Source organism: Kribbella kalugense, assembly GCF_004365875.1.
Taxonomy (GTDB): Bacteria; Actinomycetota; Actinomycetes; order Propionibacteriales; family Kribbellaceae; genus Kribbella; species Kribbella kalugense.
The window spans coordinates 2953567-2971037 of record NZ_SODF01000001.1; the positions used below are offsets into that span (position 1 = coordinate 2953567).

Annotated in this window: 16 protein-coding genes; 9 read left to right on the plus strand and 7 right to left on the minus strand. The window is 66.4% G+C overall.

Features of this window, described 5'->3' with window-relative positions; translation table 11 throughout:
* Positions 1 to 7: 7 nt before the first annotated feature.
* Genes EV650_RS13790 through EV650_RS13800 form a run of 3 tightly spaced genes read left to right on the plus strand, consistent with a single transcriptional unit; the run spans position 8 to position 2251 of the window.
* Complete coding sequence (locus EV650_RS13790) at positions 8 to 493, plus strand: hypothetical protein (RefSeq protein WP_134118948.1); 486 nt, start codon at positions 8 to 10, stop codon at positions 491 to 493.
* Positions 490 to 1617 carry a sensor histidine kinase gene (locus tag EV650_RS13795; RefSeq protein WP_202874499.1) on the plus strand — a complete coding sequence of 376 codons (1128 nt, stop codon included), beginning with the start codon at positions 490 to 492 and terminating at the stop codon, positions 1615 to 1617. The genes EV650_RS13790 and EV650_RS13795 overlap by 4 nt, the downstream gene beginning before the upstream one ends.
* On the plus strand, positions 1610 to 2251 hold the full coding sequence (locus tag EV650_RS13800) for a response regulator (protein ID WP_202874501.1): 642 nt from the start codon (positions 1610 to 1612) through the stop codon (positions 2249 to 2251). Before EV650_RS13795 ends, EV650_RS13800 begins: the two co-directional genes overlap by 8 nt.
* On the opposite strand, the gene EV650_RS13805 is transcribed toward EV650_RS13800, so the two are convergent.
* Positions 2240 to 3160: an endonuclease/exonuclease/phosphatase family protein gene (locus tag EV650_RS13805; protein WP_439648787.1), complete on the minus strand. Its 921-nt coding sequence runs from the start codon at positions 3158 to 3160 to the stop codon at positions 2240 to 2242. The two genes, EV650_RS13800 and EV650_RS13805, sit on opposite strands and share 12 nt — an antisense overlap.
* Positions 3161 to 3394: 234 nt before the next feature.
* Here EV650_RS13805 and EV650_RS13810 point away from each other — a divergent pair, with 234 nt between their 5' ends.
* The 3 genes from EV650_RS13810 to EV650_RS13820 all read left to right on the plus strand — a co-directional run bounded on the left by EV650_RS13810 (position 3395) and on the right by EV650_RS13820 (position 5148).
* Complete coding sequence (locus EV650_RS13810) at positions 3395 to 4009, plus strand: hypothetical protein (protein WP_134118952.1); 615 nt, start codon at positions 3395 to 3397, stop codon at positions 4007 to 4009.
* Between the two features lie 163 nt (positions 4010 to 4172).
* Positions 4173 to 4595: a carboxymuconolactone decarboxylase family protein gene (locus tag EV650_RS13815; protein WP_134118954.1), complete on the plus strand. Its 423-nt coding sequence runs from the start codon at positions 4173 to 4175 to the stop codon at positions 4593 to 4595.
* A gap of 1 nt (position 4596) precedes the next feature.
* Positions 4597 to 5148, plus strand: coding sequence for a dihydrofolate reductase family protein (locus tag EV650_RS13820; RefSeq protein ID WP_134118956.1), 552 nt, complete (start codon positions 4597 to 4599; stop codon positions 5146 to 5148).
* On the opposite strand, the gene EV650_RS13825 is transcribed toward EV650_RS13820, so the two are convergent.
* Genes EV650_RS13825 through EV650_RS13845 form a run of 5 tightly spaced genes read right to left on the minus strand, consistent with a single transcriptional unit; the run spans position 5145 to position 12105 of the window.
* Positions 5145 to 6158 (minus strand): ABC transporter substrate-binding protein, encoded by a 1014-nt coding sequence (locus EV650_RS13825; RefSeq protein ID WP_134118959.1) that lies wholly within the window; start codon positions 6156 to 6158, stop codon positions 5145 to 5147. The genes EV650_RS13820 and EV650_RS13825 overlap by 4 nt on opposite strands.
* A 26-nt stretch (positions 6159 to 6184) precedes the next feature.
* Positions 6185 to 8461 carry a glycoside hydrolase family 95 protein gene (locus EV650_RS13830; protein WP_134118961.1) on the minus strand — a complete coding sequence of 759 codons (2277 nt, stop codon included), beginning with the start codon at positions 8459 to 8461 and terminating at the stop codon, positions 6185 to 6187.
* Positions 8462 to 10123, minus strand: coding sequence for a type 2 periplasmic-binding domain-containing protein (locus tag EV650_RS13835; protein ID WP_134118963.1), 1662 nt, complete (start codon positions 10121 to 10123; stop codon positions 8462 to 8464).
* Positions 10124 to 10153: 30 nt separating this feature from the next.
* Positions 10154 to 11107, minus strand: a complete 954-nt coding sequence (locus EV650_RS13840) for a carbohydrate ABC transporter permease (RefSeq protein WP_134118966.1) — start codon at positions 11105 to 11107, stop codon at positions 10154 to 10156.
* A complete protein-coding gene (locus tag EV650_RS13845) occupies positions 11104 to 12105 on the minus strand; it encodes an ABC transporter permease (protein ID WP_238174195.1) in 1002 nt (333 codons plus the stop codon). Before EV650_RS13845 ends, EV650_RS13840 begins: the two co-directional genes overlap by 4 nt.
* Positions 12106 to 12841: 736 nt before the next feature.
* Here EV650_RS13845 and EV650_RS13850 point away from each other — a divergent pair.
* Entirely contained in the window at positions 12842 to 14089 is a 1248-nt protein-coding gene (locus EV650_RS13850) for an MFS transporter (RefSeq protein ID WP_134118968.1), read from the plus strand.
* On the opposite strand, the gene EV650_RS13855 is transcribed toward EV650_RS13850, so the two are convergent.
* Positions 14040 to 15020: a TerC/Alx family metal homeostasis membrane protein gene (locus EV650_RS13855; RefSeq protein ID WP_134118970.1), complete on the minus strand. Its 981-nt coding sequence runs from the start codon at positions 15018 to 15020 to the stop codon at positions 14040 to 14042. The two genes, EV650_RS13850 and EV650_RS13855, sit on opposite strands and share 50 nt — an antisense overlap.
* Before the next feature lie 303 nt (positions 15021 to 15323).
* Here EV650_RS13855 and EV650_RS13860 point away from each other — a divergent pair, with 303 nt between their 5' ends.
* Together EV650_RS13860 and EV650_RS13865 are read left to right on the plus strand one after the other, a co-directional pair.
* Positions 15324 to 15869: a TetR/AcrR family transcriptional regulator gene (locus EV650_RS13860; protein ID WP_202874502.1), complete on the plus strand. Its 546-nt coding sequence runs from the start codon at positions 15324 to 15326 to the stop codon at positions 15867 to 15869.
* On the plus strand, positions 15869 to 17386 hold the full coding sequence (locus EV650_RS13865; RefSeq protein WP_134118974.1) for an MFS transporter: 1518 nt from the start codon (positions 15869 to 15871) through the stop codon (positions 17384 to 17386). Before EV650_RS13860 ends, EV650_RS13865 begins: the two co-directional genes overlap by 1 nt.
* The last annotated feature ends 85 nt before the right edge of the window (positions 17387 to 17471 follow it).

Below are 17471 nucleotides of genomic sequence, written 5' to 3' on the forward strand. Positions count from 1 at the left end.
CCGAGTCATGAGCTTCGGAACCCTGCCCAACGCACTTGTCGTGATCGCCGTCGTGGTCGTCGTACTCGCCCGGCGGCTGTCCTGGTCCGAGCTGGAGAACTCCGACACCGACGTCTGGCGCGGCCCGCTCCTGCTGACCGGTGTCGGGATCTACCAGCTGTACGACCGGCACACCGGACTCGGCGTCGTCGACGTCGTACTGCTGGTCATCGGCACCGCGGTCGCCCTGGTGGCCGGGACCGCCTCCGGCCGGGTCGCACAGGTCGAGCGGCGCGCCGGGAAGGTGTTCTTCCGGCTCGGATTGCCCGGACTGGGCATCATGGTGGCCTACCTGGTCATCCGGATCGGACTGGCGGGCGTCGGGCACCTGCTCGGGGCGTCGGTCTCGGGCGGCCCGGCGCTGATGGTCTCGCTGGGTGCGAACCTGTTGACCCAGTCGCTGGTCATCCAGAGCAAGGCCCGGCGCGACGCAGAGGAGTACAGCACCCGGTGAAATGGAAGGCACTCCTGCCGACGCGGCCGCACGGGGAGAGCGGCTGGGTCGGCCGGGTCCTGACCGCCGGCGTCGTGGTCGCCGTCCTGGCGACCGCGCGCCCCGCGGACGCCTGGGTCTGGGTCGTGCTCGTCGTGACCTTCGTCGTCTTCGCGGTCGGCTCGGTGCTGATGGCCACCCGCCCGTACGCCGCCTTCGCGCTGCTGTCCGTCGTCGCGGTCGCCAACGCGCTGATCGCGGGCTACCCGCAGTCGAATTCCCTGGCCCTCGTGCTGGTCGGGATCACCGACATCGCCGTGATCGATTTCCGCCGGCACGGCAACCGGCCGATCGTTGCCGTTGGCATCGGTGTGGCCGCGGCGTACGCGGTGTCGGCATGGTGGTTCGACCAGCCGGATTCCTGGTATTTCACCCAGCTTCTGTGGACCGGCGTACTCACGGCCTTCGGGCTGAACCGGCGTCAGTACGAGGTGCAGACGCGGCAGACCGAGCTGCTGCTCGAGCAGACCCGACTGGCGCAGAGCGAGCACACCCGGGCGGCCGCGCTGGAGGAACGTGGGCGGATCGCGCGTGATCTGCACGACGTGCTCGCGCATTCGCTGGGTGCGTTGAGCGTTCAGCTCGAGGTGGCCGAGGCGCTTCTCGACGAGCGCGGTGACACAGAGGGGGCACTTGAGCGGGTACGGCGTTCTCGGCGGCTCGCCGTACAAGGGCTGACCGAGGCGCGGAACGCGGTGGCCGCATTGCGGGCCGATGAGGTGCCGGACCTGGCGCAGGCTGTTGCTGCCCTTGCGGAGCAGCATGAGAACGATCACGGTACGGCGGTGCGGTTGTCGATCACGGGTCAGGTGTCGCGGACTGAGTCCGGTGTGACTGTTGCCTTGCTCAACGCTGCTCGGGAGGCGTTGACGAACGCGGCCAAGCACGCGCCCGGTCAGCCGGTGGAGCTGGCGCTCGGGTTCGATAACGGCGTACGGCTGTCGGTTCGCAACAAGGGCGCAACGAGTGGTGAGGGTTTCGGATTGGCGGGGATGCGGGAGCGGCTTGCCTTGGTTGGTGGGACGTTGGCGGCGGGACCGGACGGGGACGACTGGCTGCTGGTGGCGGAGGTGCCGAATGAGTGACGTGATCCGCGTCGTCGTGGCGGACGATCAGCAGGTCATGCGCGAGGGTCTGGTCGCGCTGCTCGGGCTGATCGACGGCGTCGAGGTCGCCGGCGCGGCCGCTAACGGCGTCGAGGCCGTCGACCTGGTTGCCCAGGGCAACGTGGACGTGGTGCTGATGGATCTTCGGATGCCGGTCCTCGACGGGACACTGGCCACCGCGCGGATCACGGCCGAATTCCCGGAGGTCGCCGTACTCGTGCTGACGACGTACGCCGACGACACGTCGATCGCGAACGCGCTCCGGGCCGGGGCTCGTGGATACCTGACCAAGGATGCCGGCCGGGCCGAGATCGGCGCGGCGCTGCGGTCGACCGCGGCCGGGCAGTCCACGTTCGATCCCGAGGTCTCCAAACGCCTGATCGCCGGGCTGACGCCGGCGTCGCCGGGCAACGACGGGCTGACCGCTCGAGAGACCGAGGTACTGCGGTTGATCGCGCGCGGACTGAGTAATCCGGAGATCGCCGGGCAACTGTTCATCAGCGAGGCGACGGTGAAGACGCACATCAACAACACGTTCGCGAAGATCGGCGCCCGGCATCGCGCCGAAGCCGTCCGCTACGCGTACCGGAAGGGCATCGCGTCAGATACGTAGTTCGGCGACGACCGGGCGGTGGTCGCTGCCCGTCGGTTTCATCACCCAGGCCTTGGTGGGAGTGACGCCGCGGACCAGGATGTGGTCGATCCGCGCCATCGGGAACTTCGCCGGCCAGGTGAACCCGAACCCCTGCCCGGCCGCACCCTGAGCCGACCGGAGGCCGGCCGTCAACGGGGCCAGGCTGCGATCGTTCGCCGTACCGTTGAAGTCGCCCATCACGATCACGCCGGCCAGCGACTCGTCGGCGATCTGCCGGGCGAGAGCCTTGATCGTGTTGTTGCGCTGATCCGACGTGAAGCCGCTGGTCCCGACGCGGACGGACGCGAGGTGCGCGACGTACACCGCGACCTTGCCTTCCGGCGTACTGACCTCGGCGCGCAACGCACGCGTCCAGGCGAAGCCGACGTCGACCGACTTGGTCTCCACCACCGGGTACTTCGACCAGAGCGCGACTGTGTCCCGGGACACGACGTACGGGTACGTCTTGGCGAACGCGGCCTTGTAGACCTTCAGATCCGCCGCAGTGATCTCCTCCAGCGCCATCACATCCGCGTTGGCGCCGAGCAGGTCCTTCGCGGTCCCCTCCGGGTCGGGGTTGGCGGCGTCGACGTTATGCGTCAGCACGCGCAGGTCGTACGCGCCGCCGTCGCCCTTGCCGGGAACGAGCAGATCGCCGAACATCATGCCCCACACGAGCGCGGGAACGAGCAGGGCGACGCCGGCCGTCGCGGACCTCCTGAGTAGGGCGGCCAGGCCGAGGACGGGTACGGCGAGGCCGACCCAGGGCAGGAATGTGTCGAGCAGACTGCCGAGGTTGCCGACCGAGTTCGGAACGTGACGATGGAAGATCAGCACCAGCGCGGACAGGATCGCCAGCACGGCGATGATCCAGCCGCGCCGCCACATCCCGCCCTTCTTCCGGCGCCGCGCGTTGGCGCGCGACGACGGCGGCTTGCGGGTGGCGACTGCGGTTTGGCGGTCCGGCATGCTGCGATTGTTGCGGACTCCAGGGCCTTACCAAAGTCCATGCCGGCTCAGGTACGGCGATTTCATCCGTACGGACGACTGGGCGGGACCGGAATGATGAGGAATCAGTGAGAGCTCTGGTGCCTTCGGGGGAAGAGCGCCGACAATGCCCGTATGCAGTCAGCGCAACTCAGCGAGCCGTTCGTGGTCAAGCGACACGGGATCGGGACTACCAAGACCGCGCTCGCGGTGGGCACTCTGGTGTTCGGGCTGATGGTGGTCCTGACGCTCGCGATCGTCGTGATCCAGGCGATCCGCGGCGGCTCGATCCGGGCGTCGCTCGAGTCGGTCTGGCTGAGCTGGGGCGGTACGCCGCTCATCTTCGCCGTCGGACTGCCGATCCTGCTGCTGGTGGGCGCGATCACCGCCATCGAGGAGGGTCGCGAGGAGGACACTGACGACGTACTCCTGACTGTTGACGACGCCGGGATCTCCCTGGGCGGCGAGCAACCGCGAACGATCCCGTGGGCCGAGGTCCGCGGCATCTGCCGAGTGGAACGCCAGGTGGTCAACGACGAAGGCGAGGAGACCTGGGAACCCCGCCTGGTCGTCGTGCTCCTCGACGAGACCGCCCTCCCCCGCAACACCAAAGCCTGGGGCCCCTCCTGCCCCTGGCCCGGCACCCACGAAATCCTCGCCCGCTCCCTCCCGTACGACGAGTTAGTCACCGCCATAGCCCAAAGAGCCCCCCAAATCCCCGTAACCAACCGAGGCCGCGTACAGGACTGATCGCGGGCGGACCTGGGTCACTCACTAAGTGCACGCGAATGCGGGCGGCCACGCTCAGGCCTGGGGCGGTGAGGGGCTGGGGGCGGGGTTGGTGAGTGACTCAGATCCGCGTCGGCCGCATCACTCGCCGCGCTTTGGACGGGGGGCGGGTTAGCGTCGGGGTATGACGGCTCCTGATATCAACAGTCCGGAAGAGCAGGCGCGCTATCGGCGCGGGTCCGACGTTCTCAACGCGGTCGACGGGGGTGCTGCGCCTGGCGTGATGGCCAGCCTCGCCGATATCGCTCCCGCCCTCGCGCATCACATCGTCGCGTTCGGGTTCGGCGACCTCTACTCGCGGCCCGCCCTCGAACCGCGGCAACGCCAGCTGGTCACCCTAGGCATCCTCACCTCGCTCGGCGGCTGCGAACCGCAGCTCGAGGTGCACGTACGAACGTCGCTCAACGTCGGACTCACCCCCGCCGAAATCGTCGAGGCCTTCATCCACGCGGCCGGCTACGCAGGCTTCCCGCGCGCCATCAACGCCATCTCCGTAGCCAAGAAGGTCTTCGCCGAACGCGATCTGCTCCCGGTCGAGGAAACCTGACATGGCCAAGCTCATCTACTCCGCGATCACCTCGCTCGACGGGTACGTCGCCGACGCCGAGGGCGGATTCGAATGGGCGGCACCGGACGCCGAAGTACACGCCTTCGTCAACGAACTCGAACGCCCAATAGGCACCTACCTGTACGGGCGCCGGATGTACGACACGATGGTCTACTGGGAAACCGCCGTCGACCATTCCCCGGTCAGCCAGGAGTACGCGAACATCTGGCAGGCAGCCGACAAGATCGTGTACTCGCGGACCCTCCAAGCGGTCACCAGCGCGCGAACACGACTCGAGCCCGAGTTCACCGCAGAGTCCGTCCAACGCCTGAAGGACTCCTCCAACACCAACCTCAGCATCGGCGGCGCCGAACTAGCCGGCCAAGCCCTCCACGCCGGCCTAGTCGACGAGCTCCATCTCTTCCTCACCCCAGTAATCGTCGGCGGCGGCAAACCCGCCCTACCCAACAACTTCCGAGCCCACCTCACCCTCACCGACGAACACCACTTCACCAGCGGCGTAGTCCACCTCCACTACCAGGTGGTGAACTAGCCCTTGGGGCCGAGGAGTTTTTCGAGGTCGGTTAGGACGCCCATGGCGCCGAGCGGGCCGAGGCCGAGGAACCAGACTTCGTCGTCTACTCGGGCGGACTTGCCGTTCTTGACGGCAGGCAAGGACTTCCAGAGGTTGCTGTTGACAACCTTGTTCTCGTCGGTGGTTTCCGGCTTGCCGTAGCTGGAGTAGAAGATCCAGTCACCGGCCGCCTTGCCGATGTTCTCCTGTGACACCTCGACGGCGAGGTCCTGCACGTCCTGGATCTTCGGCCTCGGCAGGCCGATGTCCTTCAGGATCACCCCGATGAACGACAGGTTCCCATACAGCCGGATCTCGCCCGGCCGGAACCGTACCAGCGAGATCGTCGGCGAACCCTCCACCTTCGACTTCACGTCGTTCGCGCGCTTCTGGTAGTCGTTCAGGATCCCGGTCGCCTTGTCCTCTTCGCCGACCGAATCCGCGACCAGCAGGAAGTTCTCCTTCCACGGGAACCCGGGCCGGATGCTGAACACTGTCGGCGCGATCGCGCTGAGCTTGTCGTACAGATCGTTCGCCCGCAGCTTGCTGCCCAGGATCAGGTCCGGCTTCAGCGCCGCGATCGCCTCCAGGTTCAGCTCGCTGATCCCGCCGATCGTCTTGATCCCCTGCGCCTTGTCCTTCAGGTACGACGGTACGCCGCTCTGACCCGCCGTCGTGGCCATCCCGACCGGCGTGATCCCGAGCGCGAGTACGTCGTCGAGCTCACCGCTGTCCAGTACGACGACCCGCTCCGGCTTCTTCTCCAGCTTGGTCTCGCCGAGCGCGTGCTTCACCGTCCGCGGGAACACCCCGGGCGCAGCGTCCGAGCCGAGTTTCGCGGTCTCCGCGTCCGCGGTCTTGAACAACCGCCCGCCGGTCGCCACGTCCTTGTCCCCGACCCCGGTGTCAGCACTCTTGGTGTCACCGCCCCCACACCCGGCAACCACCAGCACCGCACCCGCCACAACGATCCCGATCAGCCTCTTCACAGCCGTTGACCCTACAACAACTTTGGTTAGGCAGTCCTAACCAGGTCCAACTGCTGGCCGGCCGTCAGCTCAACGGTCCGCTCCCCGTCCGGCAACGCGATCCGGTGCGTCCCTGCGTGCGACGCCCGTACGACGGCCTCCGTGAGCTCGCCGTCGCGCCAGCTCACGTCGAAGGTCAGACCGCCTCGCGCGCGCAGGCCGTGGAACGAGCCGTCCGGCCAGTCCGAAGGCAACGCCGGCAGTACGCGGATGACGTCGGTATGGCTCTGCAGCAACAACTCAGGAATGCAGCCGGTCATGCCGAAGTTGGCGTCGATCTGGAAGATGTCGCCGTCGCGGTGCAGCAGGTTGTCCGAGACGAGCCGGCCCAGGTAGTCCTGGATCACCGCCGACGCCTTCTCCGGCTCGAAGAGCCTGGCCCACAACGCGACCAGCCAGGCGGCCGTCCAGCCACCGTTGGTCGCACCATCAGTCCGCAGCTCCAGCGACGCCCGAGCCGCAGCGGCCCACAACGGCGTACGCGCGGGATCGATCTCGGCACCCGGATAGAGGCCGTACAGATGGGACTGATGCCGATGCTGCGGCTCAGACGGCGGCCAGTCCGTCGGCCATTCGTACAGCCGCCCGTCCGGCGTCACCCGGACCTCCGCCAACCGCTCCCGCGCAGCCGCAGCACGCGAGGCCAGCGACGAGCTCAGCCCCAGCACGCCTTCCGCCTCGGCCAGGTTCGCGAACAGCTCGCGGATCAACCAGATGTCGTACGTCGACGTGAGATCGACGGATGCCTTCTCGCCGGACGGCAGGATGAAGTGATGCTCAGGGGCCGTCGACGGGATGAACTGCAACCGCTCACCGTCGTCGACAAGCATCGACAGCACGAACTCCGCCGCACCAGCGATCACCGGGTACGCGCGGTCCCGCAGGAAGTCCACGTCCAGCCCGAACCGGTAGTGCTCCATCAGGTGCGCCGTCAACCAGACCCCGCAGGTCGCACACATCGCCCAAACGGGATCGTCACCACCCGCGCCGACCGGCCACGTCGCCCGCCACAGGTCCGAGTTGTGGTGCGACACCCACCCAGGTGCGTCGTACAAGATCCGAGCGGTGTCAGCGCCCGACGCGGCCAGTCCTTCGAGCAGATCGGTGAGCGGGTCGAAGCATTCGTGAAGACCGGTCAGATCGGCCGGCCAGTAATTCATCTGGGTGTTGATGTTGTTGGTCCAGTCGCTGGCCCACATCGGCCGGCGGTCCTGGTTCCAGATGCCTTGCAGGTTCGCCGCCTGCGTCCCAGGGCGGGAGGACGCCATCAACAGGTAGCGACCGAAGTTGAACGTCAGCGCGACCAGATCAGGATCGTTGCCACCGGCACCGACTGCCCTGATCCGCTCGTCCGTCGGCCGGTCGACAACTGGCCCGAGCTCCAACGACGCACGATCGTAGAGCGCGACGTGATCCTCGACATGACGCTCGCGAAGCTTGTCCACGGCAACCGCATCCAGCAGACCCGTTGCCTCCTGCAACGCCACGAGCGGATCCCGCCCCGGCGGCACCGACCAGCCCGCGAAGGTGCTTGCCGCCGACACCAAAACAGTCAACGCAGAGGCCCCGCGAACGACAACACCACCATCCGTCACCGTCACCACGCCGCCCTCGTTCACCGCCCGCAGCGCGACACCGAACCCGATGCCGCGCCCTTCCTCATACCGAATCGGATCCGGACTCTCCCGGTACTCGATGGTCAGATCCGACGGCGCATGCCCAACGACCCCATAGGTGCCATCAGCAACAACCGCGACCGGATGCTGACTCTCCAACGAAAGATCGAGGTCGATCGCGCCCGCACGATCGGCCGTGATCGTCCAGACCATCACCTGGTCCGGCGTGGACACGAAAGTCTCACGCCGGAACCGGGTTCCATCCACTGTGCATTCCACACCAACGATCCCGGTGCGCAGATCCAAGCTCCGCCTGTAGTCCGCACCCTCGCCGCCCGACCGGATCAGCAGGTCGGCGAGCGGCTGGTACGACTCCACCAACGGACCCTGCAAATCCCGGGTCCGCTCGGTGGCCGCCAGCCGATCACCTTCCTCCAGCAACAACCGGCGTACGTCGGCCAGCACTGCCGGACCGTCCGTCACGTCGAGCCGCCGAGGACCGTCGCCCGACCAGACGTCGTCGAGGTTGAGGGCGATCCGTTCCTCACCGACCCGGCCGAACACCTTGGCTCCGAGGTGACCGTTGCCCAGCGGCAACGCCTCGAACCAATCCGGTGCAGGGGTGCGGAACCACAGAAGGTGTGACAACTATTTGCCTCCGGACTTGTACTTGTCGTAGGCCTGCTGGTTGATCTCCAGGTACCGCGGCATGCCGGTGCTGTCGAGCCCCTTCACGTACGCGTCCCAGTCGGTGTCGATGTTCTTCGAACCGGTGATGAAGGCCAGCTGGTTCTGGTTCACGTAGTTGCTCAGGTTGGTCTGCAGCGTGGCGAGCTCACCACTGAGGCTGGGGTCCGGCCAGACGAACGTCGACGGGAACCACTGCGCCTTGTCCTCGTGACCCTCGTACGTCTTGGTGGCGTCCCACAGCCGCCGCTCCAGGCCGGCGCCGGTGTAGATGTCCTTCGGCACGACCTGCGCGTTCCGGTAGGCCAGCGTGTTGTTGTACTGCGCCAGCGCGCCCCAGCTGATGTTCTTCGGGGCGTTCTGCACCGGGTTGTACATCGGCTTGGTGCTCGCGTCGAGCGCGATCTCACCGGTCTTCGGCGCGTTCCAGCCGACGCCCTTCGGACCCATCGTGGCGGTCATCTGACCGTCGTCGCTGTAGATGTAGTCAAGCATCTTGATGGCGGCGACCTGCGCCTCCTTGCTGGCCTTGTTCGTCAGCATGAACGTGTAGCCGGTGGAGGTCGGGTGGTTGTACCCGGTGTAGCTCTTGCCCTCCGGACCGGTCAGCGGCGGCACCGAGTCGTACTGCTTGTCCCGGCCGTCCTTCGAGTCGAGCTGGACGAAGATGCCCGGCCACAGCACCGGCACGGAGCCCAGTACGACGGCCTTCGGGTTGTTGCCCTGCGCCTGCAGCGCCTGCGCGTTCTGGGTGAACGCGGCCTGGTCGATCAGCCCGTCCTTGTAGAGGCCCGCGATGTACTTCAGGCCTTCCTTCCACTGGTCCGAGGCCACCGGGGTGACGACCTTGTCGCCGTTCAGGGTGAGCAGCGACCGTATGCCGTTGTTGGCACCGACCGGGTCGTAGGCGAACGCGTTCATCAGGTACGCGATCAGGCTGCTGTCCTGGACGTCGGTGGTCATCGGGATCTCGTCGGCCTTGCCGTTGCCGTTCGGGTCCTTGGTCTTGAACGCCTCGAGCACCTTGCGCAGGTCGTCGGTGGTCTTCGGCGGCTGCAGGTTGAGCTTCTTCAGCCAGGCGCTGTTGATCCACAGCTTGTCCGGGTAGGTGCAGTGGAAGCAGTCCGCCCACTGCGGCAGCGCGTAGATGTGACCGTCCGGCGCGGTCGCCATCTCCTTGTACTCCTTGTTGGAGTCGAGGACCTTCTGGATGTTCGGCGCGTTCTGCTTGATCAGGTCTTCCAGCGGTACGGCGACGCCCTGCTGGCCGAGCTTCAGCACCTCGGCCTGGGTGAACGCGTCGACCCACGGGATCAGGAAGAACAGGTCCGGGTAGTCGCCACTGGCGAGCGCGATCTGCCGCTTCTCCTTGGCCGGCCCGGCGTCGTACGTCGTGGTCTGCCAGCGGAACTGGATCTTGAACTTGTCGCTCATGATCTTGGTCACGGCGTTGGTGGTCAGGTTGGTGCTCGAGTCGGACGGGGTGAAGGTGTCGATGATGACCTTGCCGTCGGCCGAGGTCTCGTTCGCCGCCCCCTTGCTCGACTTGTCCGAGCTGCACGCTGCCAGGGCGAGCGCACCGGCCGCAGCCAGCGCGACGACCTTGCTCACGGATGAGCGCATTGCTGTGTTCCTCTCTGAAAGGGGCTGTTACTAGCCCTTGACCGCGCCGACCATCACGCCCTTGGTGAAGTGGCGGGCGACGAACGGGTAGATGATCAGTACGGGCAGGCTCGAGATAACGATGAGCGCGTACTTGAGGACGTTGGCCAGCTGTTGCTGTTCGAGCTGCTGGGCCAGGCTTGTCGTGGTGGTCGAACCGGTGAGGGTGTTCAGGATCAGCACGTTCCGCAGCACGATCTGCAGCGGGAACAGGCCCGGGTCCTTGAGATAGATCAGTGCGTCGAAGTAGCTGTTCCACTGGAAGATCGCGTACATCAGTGCGATCACCGCGATCACCGGCTTGGACAGCGGGATCACGATCGACCAGAGGAACCGCAGGTCACTGGCCCCGTCGATGGTGGCCGCTTCGTACAGCTCGTCCGGGATGGTCGAGCGGAAGAACGTCCGCGCGATGATCACCTGCCAGACCCCGATCGCGCTCGGGATCACCATCGCCCACCGGGTGTTCAGCATGCCCAGGTCCTGCACCACCAGGTACGTCGGAATCAGGCCGCCGGAGAACAGCATGGTGAAGATCAGCAGGCTCATGATCACGTTCCGGCCGAAGAACGTCCGGCGGGACAGCGGGTACGCGATCGCGATCGTCAGCGTGACGCTGATCAGGGTCCCGCCGATCGCGTAGATGAACGAGTTCAGGTACCCCTTCATGATGAGGGGGTCGCTGAACGCCTCTTTGTACGCGCGGATGCTCGGCTCGATCGGCCAGAGCAGCACCCGGCCGGCGCTGACCGCCGACGGGCTGCTGAACGAGTTCGCGACGATGTAGATCAAGGGAACGGCGACCACGATCAGCGCGATCCAGAGCATGATCTTCACGCCGATCAGGAAGATCTTGTCGGTGCGCGTCTCCTCGATCGTGGTGCGCCTGGACTGCTCAGGCCGCTTACCCGCCGTACGCCGGAATCCTTGCAACGTGACACTCATGACCAGAGTCCGTTCCCGGTAATGCGCTTGGCGACGAAGTTCACGCAGAGCAGCAGGGCGAGGTTGATCACCGAGTTGAACAGCCCGATCGCGGTGGCCATGCTGAAGTCGGCGTTCAGCAGGCCGGTCTTGTAGACGTAGGTGGCGATGATCTCGGACTGCGACTGGTTCAGCGGGTTCTGCAGCAGGTACGCCTTCTCGAACCCGATCGACATGATGTTGCCGACGCCGAGGACCAGGATGATCACCGCGGTCGGCATGATCCCGGGCAGGTCGACGTTCCGGATCCGCTGCAGCCGGCTGGCCCCGTCGATCCGGGCCGACTCGTGCAGCGCGGGGTCGATCCCGGACAGTGCGGCCAGGTAGATCACCGCGGAGTACCCGGTGGTCTGCCAGACGTCGGACCAGACGTAGATGTGCCGGAAGTAGTCCGGCTTACCGAGGAAGTCGATCTGCGGTACGCCGAACAGCCCGATCGCGTCGTTCACGAAGCCGAGCCGCGGCGACAGCACCAGGATCGTCATCGACACCACCACGACGGTGGAGATGAAGTACGGCGCGTAGGTGACCAGCTGGACGGTCTTCTTGAACCGCCCGTTCCGGATCTCGTTCAGCGCGATCGCCAGGATGATCGGGATCGGGAAGCTGGCCAGCACGGTGTAGGCGGCCAGGAAGAACGTGTTCTTCACCAGGGTCCAGAACACCGGGTTCTGGAAGAACAGTTCGAAGTTCTTGAAGCCGACCCAGTCGCTGCCCCACGGCCCCTTGATCGGGCTGTAGTCCTTGAACGCGATCACCGCGTTGCTGATCGGGATGTACTTGAAGATGACGAAGTACGCGAGCGGTACGACGATGAGCAGATATAGCTGCCAGTGCCGCCGCAGGCTCCGCCAGGCCTGGGTCCGGCGACTCGTTCGCGGTGGTTTCCGGGCAGCCTTCTCCGCCGCCCGCGGAGCCGGGCCTGCCGGCGCCGGTTTCACCTCGAAGGTTGCGCTCACTCCGCATCCTTTCCCTCACGCGCTGGAGTGGAACCGATATCCGATAGGATCTCGGGTTTCGCTATCCCGGAGGATGACACAAAACCCCTCCGGAGCGGAAGAGTTCCCCCTCCGGTCGAGACCGGACGGTGACCGATGCACTCCGAATCCCTTGCAGACAAGGGATACCCGGCGTTGCCGGCGGCAACTACCAGGCGGAACATGCCGAATGATCCGGTGGCACGCCACCGGATCCGGGCACAGACCGATCAAGCCCGGGGTCACTCTGAGCCACCGACACCGGACCGATCCACAATTTATTTCCCGTGTGAACTATGTTGCAGTCAACCTGCCCCGCCCGGCCCGTGTCAAGACCTGATCGGGCCGTCGACGACCGAGGGCGCGAGCGGGCCGGCACCGAGGACGTCCCAGGACTACGGGCTGTGGTCACTCGAGGTGCGGCAGGGACCGGATCACCGGGGTCTGACCTGCGGGGGGATCAGAAAAACCTGACCCGACCATCACGGGGGAACGGCCGGGCCAGGCATTACTGATAGTACCCCTGATCGCACGGCGCAGTCAGGTAATTGGGAGGCAGACGCGCCGCGTCTCACCTACCCTGATCGCCATGCGAACCCGCTCCTGAAGCGCACCCGCGCGGCACTGCCGCCGTCCGTGCGCAACGTCAAGCGTTTGACCGCGCTCGTCACACCCGGTCGCGCTTCGTCATGTCCGCACGCCTTCGGGAGCAACCCTCATGCCTGTCTACCGGTCCGCTGATCCTGTCCGGACGTACTACGTCTACCAATCCGCCTGGTCGTTCCTGGCCGCCTCGTCGTTCACCCTCAGTGCGGTGTACTACGTCCGCGACGCCGGCCTGAATCCGCTCCAGATGGTCCTGGTCGGGACCACCCTCGAGCTCGCCTGCTTCCTGTTCGAGATCCCCACCGGCATCGTCGCCGACCTCTACAGCCGCCGGCTGTCGATCGTCATCGGCTTCGTGCTGATCGGCGCCGGCTTCCTGCTCCAGGGCCTGGTGCCGGCGTTCCTGGCGATCCTCGCGGCGCAGGTGCTGTGGGGCGTCGGGTTCACGTTCACGTCCGGCGCTGACCAAGCCTGGATCACCGACGAGATCGGCACCGAACGGACCGGGCACGTCTTCGTCCGCGCGCAGCAGTTCGAGCTGGCAGCGAAGATCGCCGGTACGGTCACGGCCGGCACGCTCGGCCTGATCAGCCTGCCGCTTCCGATGGTGCTGTCCGGCGCGGGGATGATCCTGCTCGCCCTGATGCTCGCGGTCTTCATGCGCGAGCAGAACTTCCACCGCACACCCGCCGCGGAGCGGGAGACGTTCCGGCAGATGGCCGAGACGTTCAAGCACGGACTCGGGGTCGCCCGGAAGCGTCCCGTCGTACGGACGCTGGTGGTGATCAGCCTGATCTCCGGGCTGTCGAGCGAGGCGTTCGACCGGCTGTGGTCGGTGAAGATCCTGACCTTCACGTTCCCGACGGTCTTCGGTACGTCGGACCCCGCGTTCTGGTTCACGGTGCTCGCTCTGGTCGGGACGCTGCTCTCACTCGGTACGTCGCTGACACTGAACCGACTCTCCCCCGAACGTCTGTCGGCCGCCCATCCCAATGGGATCCTCGCGACCCTGGCGGCGCTGCAGGTGGTCGGCGTACTCGCCTTCGCCCTGCTCGGGAACCTCTGGCTCGCGCTCGCGGCCATGTGGCTGCAGACCGTCGCCGGAACGTTGGCGTACCCGGTCGAGTCCGCCTGGCTGAACCGGCACGTCGACTCCCGCTCCCGGGCGACGGTCATCTCGATGGTCTCGCAGGCCAACGCGATCGGTCAGGTAGTCGGCGGCCCGCCGCTCGGCGCGGTCGGCCGCTCGTCGCTCCGAGCCGCCTTGCTGACGTCCGGCGTACTGCTGACCCCGATCCCGGCGCTGTACCTCAGTCTTCGACGGGCACCTCGGCGCGCCGGTGATCGCGCGACGACTTGATCAGGCTGACGACCGTGGTGACGAACAGGGTGCCGATGATGAAGCCGAGCGAGGTCAGGATGCCGATGTGCGGCAGGTGGATCGCGCCGATGTCGTCGATGTGCGAGCCGTGCAGCGCCTCGATGATCAGCTTCACGCCGATGAACGCGAGGATGACCGACAGCCCGACGTTCAGGTAGATGACCCGCTCGAGCAGACCGCCGATCAGGAAGTACAGCTGCCGCAGGCCCATCAGCGCGAACGCGTTCGCTGTCAGCACGATGTACGCGTCCTGGGTGAGCCCGAAGATCGCCGGGATCGAGTCGAGCGCGAAGATCACGTTCGCCATCCCGATCGCGGAGATCACGATCACCAGCGGGGTCAGCAGCCGACGCCCGTCGACCCGGGTGGTCAGCTTGTCGCCGTCGTAGTCGTGCGACAGCGGCAGCACCCTGCGGAGCGCACGCAGTACGGCGTTCTCCTGGAAGTCGGTCTCGTCGTTCTCACCCTCGAGCGCCAACCGGATCGCGGTATAGACCAGGAACGCGCCGAAGATGTAGAACACCCAGCTCGCCGCCGAGATCGCCGCCGCGCCGGCCAGGATGAAGATCGCCCGCAGCAGCATCGACACCACGATGCCGATGTAGAGCACCTTGTCCTGCGCCAGGCTCGGTACGGCGAACCGCGCCATGATGATCACGAACACGAACAGGTTGTCGACGCTGAGGCTGTACTCCGTGATGTAGCCGGCGACGAACTCGCTGCCGCTCTGCCCCGGACTGAACAGGAACAGGCCGAGCGCGAAGAGGCCGGCCAGGCCGACGTAGAACAGCACCCAGCGGGTGGCGTCCTTGATCGTCACGGTGTGGTTGCGGCGCGCGATCACGACCAGGTCGAACGCGACGATCGCGAGCAGACCGATGATCGTGAGCACCCAGACAGCGGGTGGCATGACAGAGACCATGACAAACCTCCGGACGTCGGCGAACAGCAAGCTTGGTCCGGAGGTCTCTTCCACCCAGGCTGGTCGCTAGATCAACCAGTCCGGGCCGGCAGCACCGGTTCGGCCCGTCCAGGCCTCCCGTGATGACGACACTGCCGTGGCGGAATACTCCCCTCCACAAACGCTGCAAGCATATCCGGTCCCGATCTATTCCCGGTCACACCTGCCGCGCTCTTCAAGATCGTATACCGCATACTGACTTCACTGCTAGTCCGTGAGACAGTCATGCCTCATATGAGTTATGGTTGTCTCATGGCTGTTGATCGGGATCAGGTACTGCGTGCCGCCGCGGGGCTGCTGATGCGGAAGGCCGCGGCGACCATGGACGAGGTCGCCCGGGCCGCCGGGATCAGTCGCGCCACGCTGAACCGGCAGTTCGCCGGCCGGGACGCGCTCGTGCGCGCGCTCGAGGAGCTCGGCATCGCCGAGTGCGAGGACGCCCTGGCGAAGGCCCGGCTCGACGACGGCCCGGCCGCCGATGCGGTACGCCGCTTGGTCCGCGAGCTCGAGCCCTCCGCCGGACTACTCGCGTTCCTGTACTCGGAGAACCAGCTCTTCGAAGGCGACGAGCAGAACGACGGCTGGGCCCGACTCGACGCCAACCTGGTCGGGCTGTTCCGGCGTGGTCAGCAGGCGGGTGAGTTCCGGATCGATCTGAGTCCGGTGTGGCTCGCCGAGGCGATGTACGGGCTGCTGGTTTCCGGCGCCTGGGCGGTCGCCGAGGGCAGGGCTGCCCGAAATGACTTCACCCAAATGATCGCCGAGTTGCTGCTCGGCGGCGCAGTACGGAGAGACTGATGACGGTTTCGCACGACGCCGACGTGGTGACGCGGCCCGGTCGGTGGCTGGCGCTCGCCGTACTCGTGCTGGCGGTCCTGCTTGTCGCGGTGGACGCGACCGTGCTCGGCCTGGCGACTCCGTTCCTGACCGAGGACCTGAAGCCGTCGGGCACGCAGTTGCTCTGGATCGGCGACGCGTACTCGTTCGTGCTCGCCGGACTGCTCGTCTCGATGGGCAGCCTCGGCGACCGGATCGGCCGCAAGCGCATCCTGCTGATCGGCGCCACGGCGTTCGGCGCGATCTCCGTCCTGAACGCGTACGCGAACTCGGCCGAGCTGATGATCGTCGCCCGTGCCCTGCTCGGGGTCGCCGGCGCGACGCTGATGCCGGCCACGCTCGCCTTGATCCGCAATCTCTTCCACGATCCGCGCGAGCGCAGTCTCGCGATCGGGATCTGGGGTGCCGCTGCGTCCGCCGGGATGGCGGTCGGTCCGATCGTCGGCGGCGTACTGCTGGAGAACTTCTGGTGGGGTTCGGTCTTCCTGATCAACCTGCCGGTGATGGCGGTCCTGGTCGTCGTCGGCGCGAAGTTGCTGCCGGAGTCGCGTAATCCCGAGCCGGGTCCGTGGGATCTGGTCAGCGTCGTGCTGTCGATGGTCGGCATGATCGGTGTCGTCTACGCGATCAAGGAGTTCGCGGCGCACGGGTTCGGCTGGCTGGCAGTCGCGGCCGGGGTCGTCGGTGTGCTCGCGCTCTATGGATTCGTACGGCGTCAGCGTCGGTTGCCGATCCCGTTGCTGGATCTGCGGTTGTTCCGCAGCCGTGGTTTCAGTAGTGCCGTCCTGGCCGATCTGCTCACGATCCTTGGGCTTTCCGGGTTGATCTTCTTCCTCTCGCAGTACCTCCAACTGGTGCAGGGCCGGCGACCGATCGAGGCCGGCCTCGCGGAGCTCCCGGCTGCGATCGGGGCGGTTGCCGCTGGTCTCCTGGCCGGACGTGCGGCGCGGCGGTTCTCGGTACGGGCGGTTGTCGCGGGCGGTCTGGCTGCGATCGGACTGGCGTTGGCCGCGCTCACGACGATCAGCACCACCACCGGGTATCCGCTGCTCGGTGCGGCCTTGCTGGTGGTCGGGGCTGGCGCTGGGTTCTCGTTCACCGTCACGGCCGACGTGATCCTGACCGCCGTACCGAAGGAGCAGGCCGGGGCGGCGAGTGCGGTGTCCGAAACGGCGTACGAGCTCGGCGCGGCGCTCGGTATCGCGCTGCTCGGCTCGATCGTCACCGGCATCTATCGCGGCTTCCCCAGCCCGGCCGGCACGCCTGCTTCGGCGCACGAATCACTCGGTGGAGCCTTCGAAGCCGCCGCGAACCTTCCGCCCCAGGCCGCTGCCGCTCTGTTGGACGCGGCACGCGAGTCCTTCGCCAACGGCATAGCCATTGCGGCCGGCGTCGGCGCCTTCGTCCTGCTGGCAACCGCAGTCGCCGCCTGGTTCCTCCTCCGCGGCCAGGAGCTCAACGCCGGCGACGAACTCTAGGCAAAAAGTTTCCATTCTTCGATTACCCCTGGGAGATTCCGCCGAATCGGAGTACAAAGAATTCTTGTTAGGTCTTACCGCCCCT

Coding starts and splice junctions, on each gene's coding strand:
- EV650_RS13790 (WP_134118948.1), top strand. CDS start 8: ATGAGCTTCGGAACCCTGCCCAACGCACTTGTCGTGATCGCCGTCGTG.
- EV650_RS13800 (WP_202874501.1), top strand. CDS start 1,610: ATGAGTGACGTGATCCGCGTCGTCGTGGCGGACGATCAGCAGGTCATG.
- EV650_RS13805 (WP_439648787.1), bottom strand. CDS start 3,160: ATGTGGCGGCGCGGCTGGATCATCGCCGTGCTGGCGATCCTGTCCGCG.
- EV650_RS13810 (WP_134118952.1), top strand. CDS start 3,395: ATGCAGTCAGCGCAACTCAGCGAGCCGTTCGTGGTCAAGCGACACGGG.
- EV650_RS13815 (WP_134118954.1), top strand. CDS start 4,173: ATGACGGCTCCTGATATCAACAGTCCGGAAGAGCAGGCGCGCTATCGG.
- EV650_RS13820 (WP_134118956.1), top strand. CDS start 4,597: ATGGCCAAGCTCATCTACTCCGCGATCACCTCGCTCGACGGGTACGTC.
- EV650_RS13835 (WP_134118963.1), bottom strand. CDS start 10,123: ATGCGCTCATCCGTGAGCAAGGTCGTCGCGCTGGCTGCGGCCGGTGCG.
- EV650_RS13840 (WP_134118966.1), bottom strand. CDS start 11,107: ATGAGTGTCACGTTGCAAGGATTCCGGCGTACGGCGGGTAAGCGGCCT.
- EV650_RS13850 (WP_134118968.1), top strand. CDS start 12,842: ATGCCTGTCTACCGGTCCGCTGATCCTGTCCGGACGTACTACGTCTAC.
- EV650_RS13855 (WP_134118970.1), bottom strand. CDS start 15,020: ATGCCACCCGCTGTCTGGGTGCTCACGATCATCGGTCTGCTCGCGATC.
- EV650_RS13860 (WP_202874502.1), top strand. CDS start 15,324: ATGGCTGTTGATCGGGATCAGGTACTGCGTGCCGCCGCGGGGCTGCTG.
- EV650_RS13865 (WP_134118974.1), top strand. CDS start 15,869: ATGACGGTTTCGCACGACGCCGACGTGGTGACGCGGCCCGGTCGGTGG.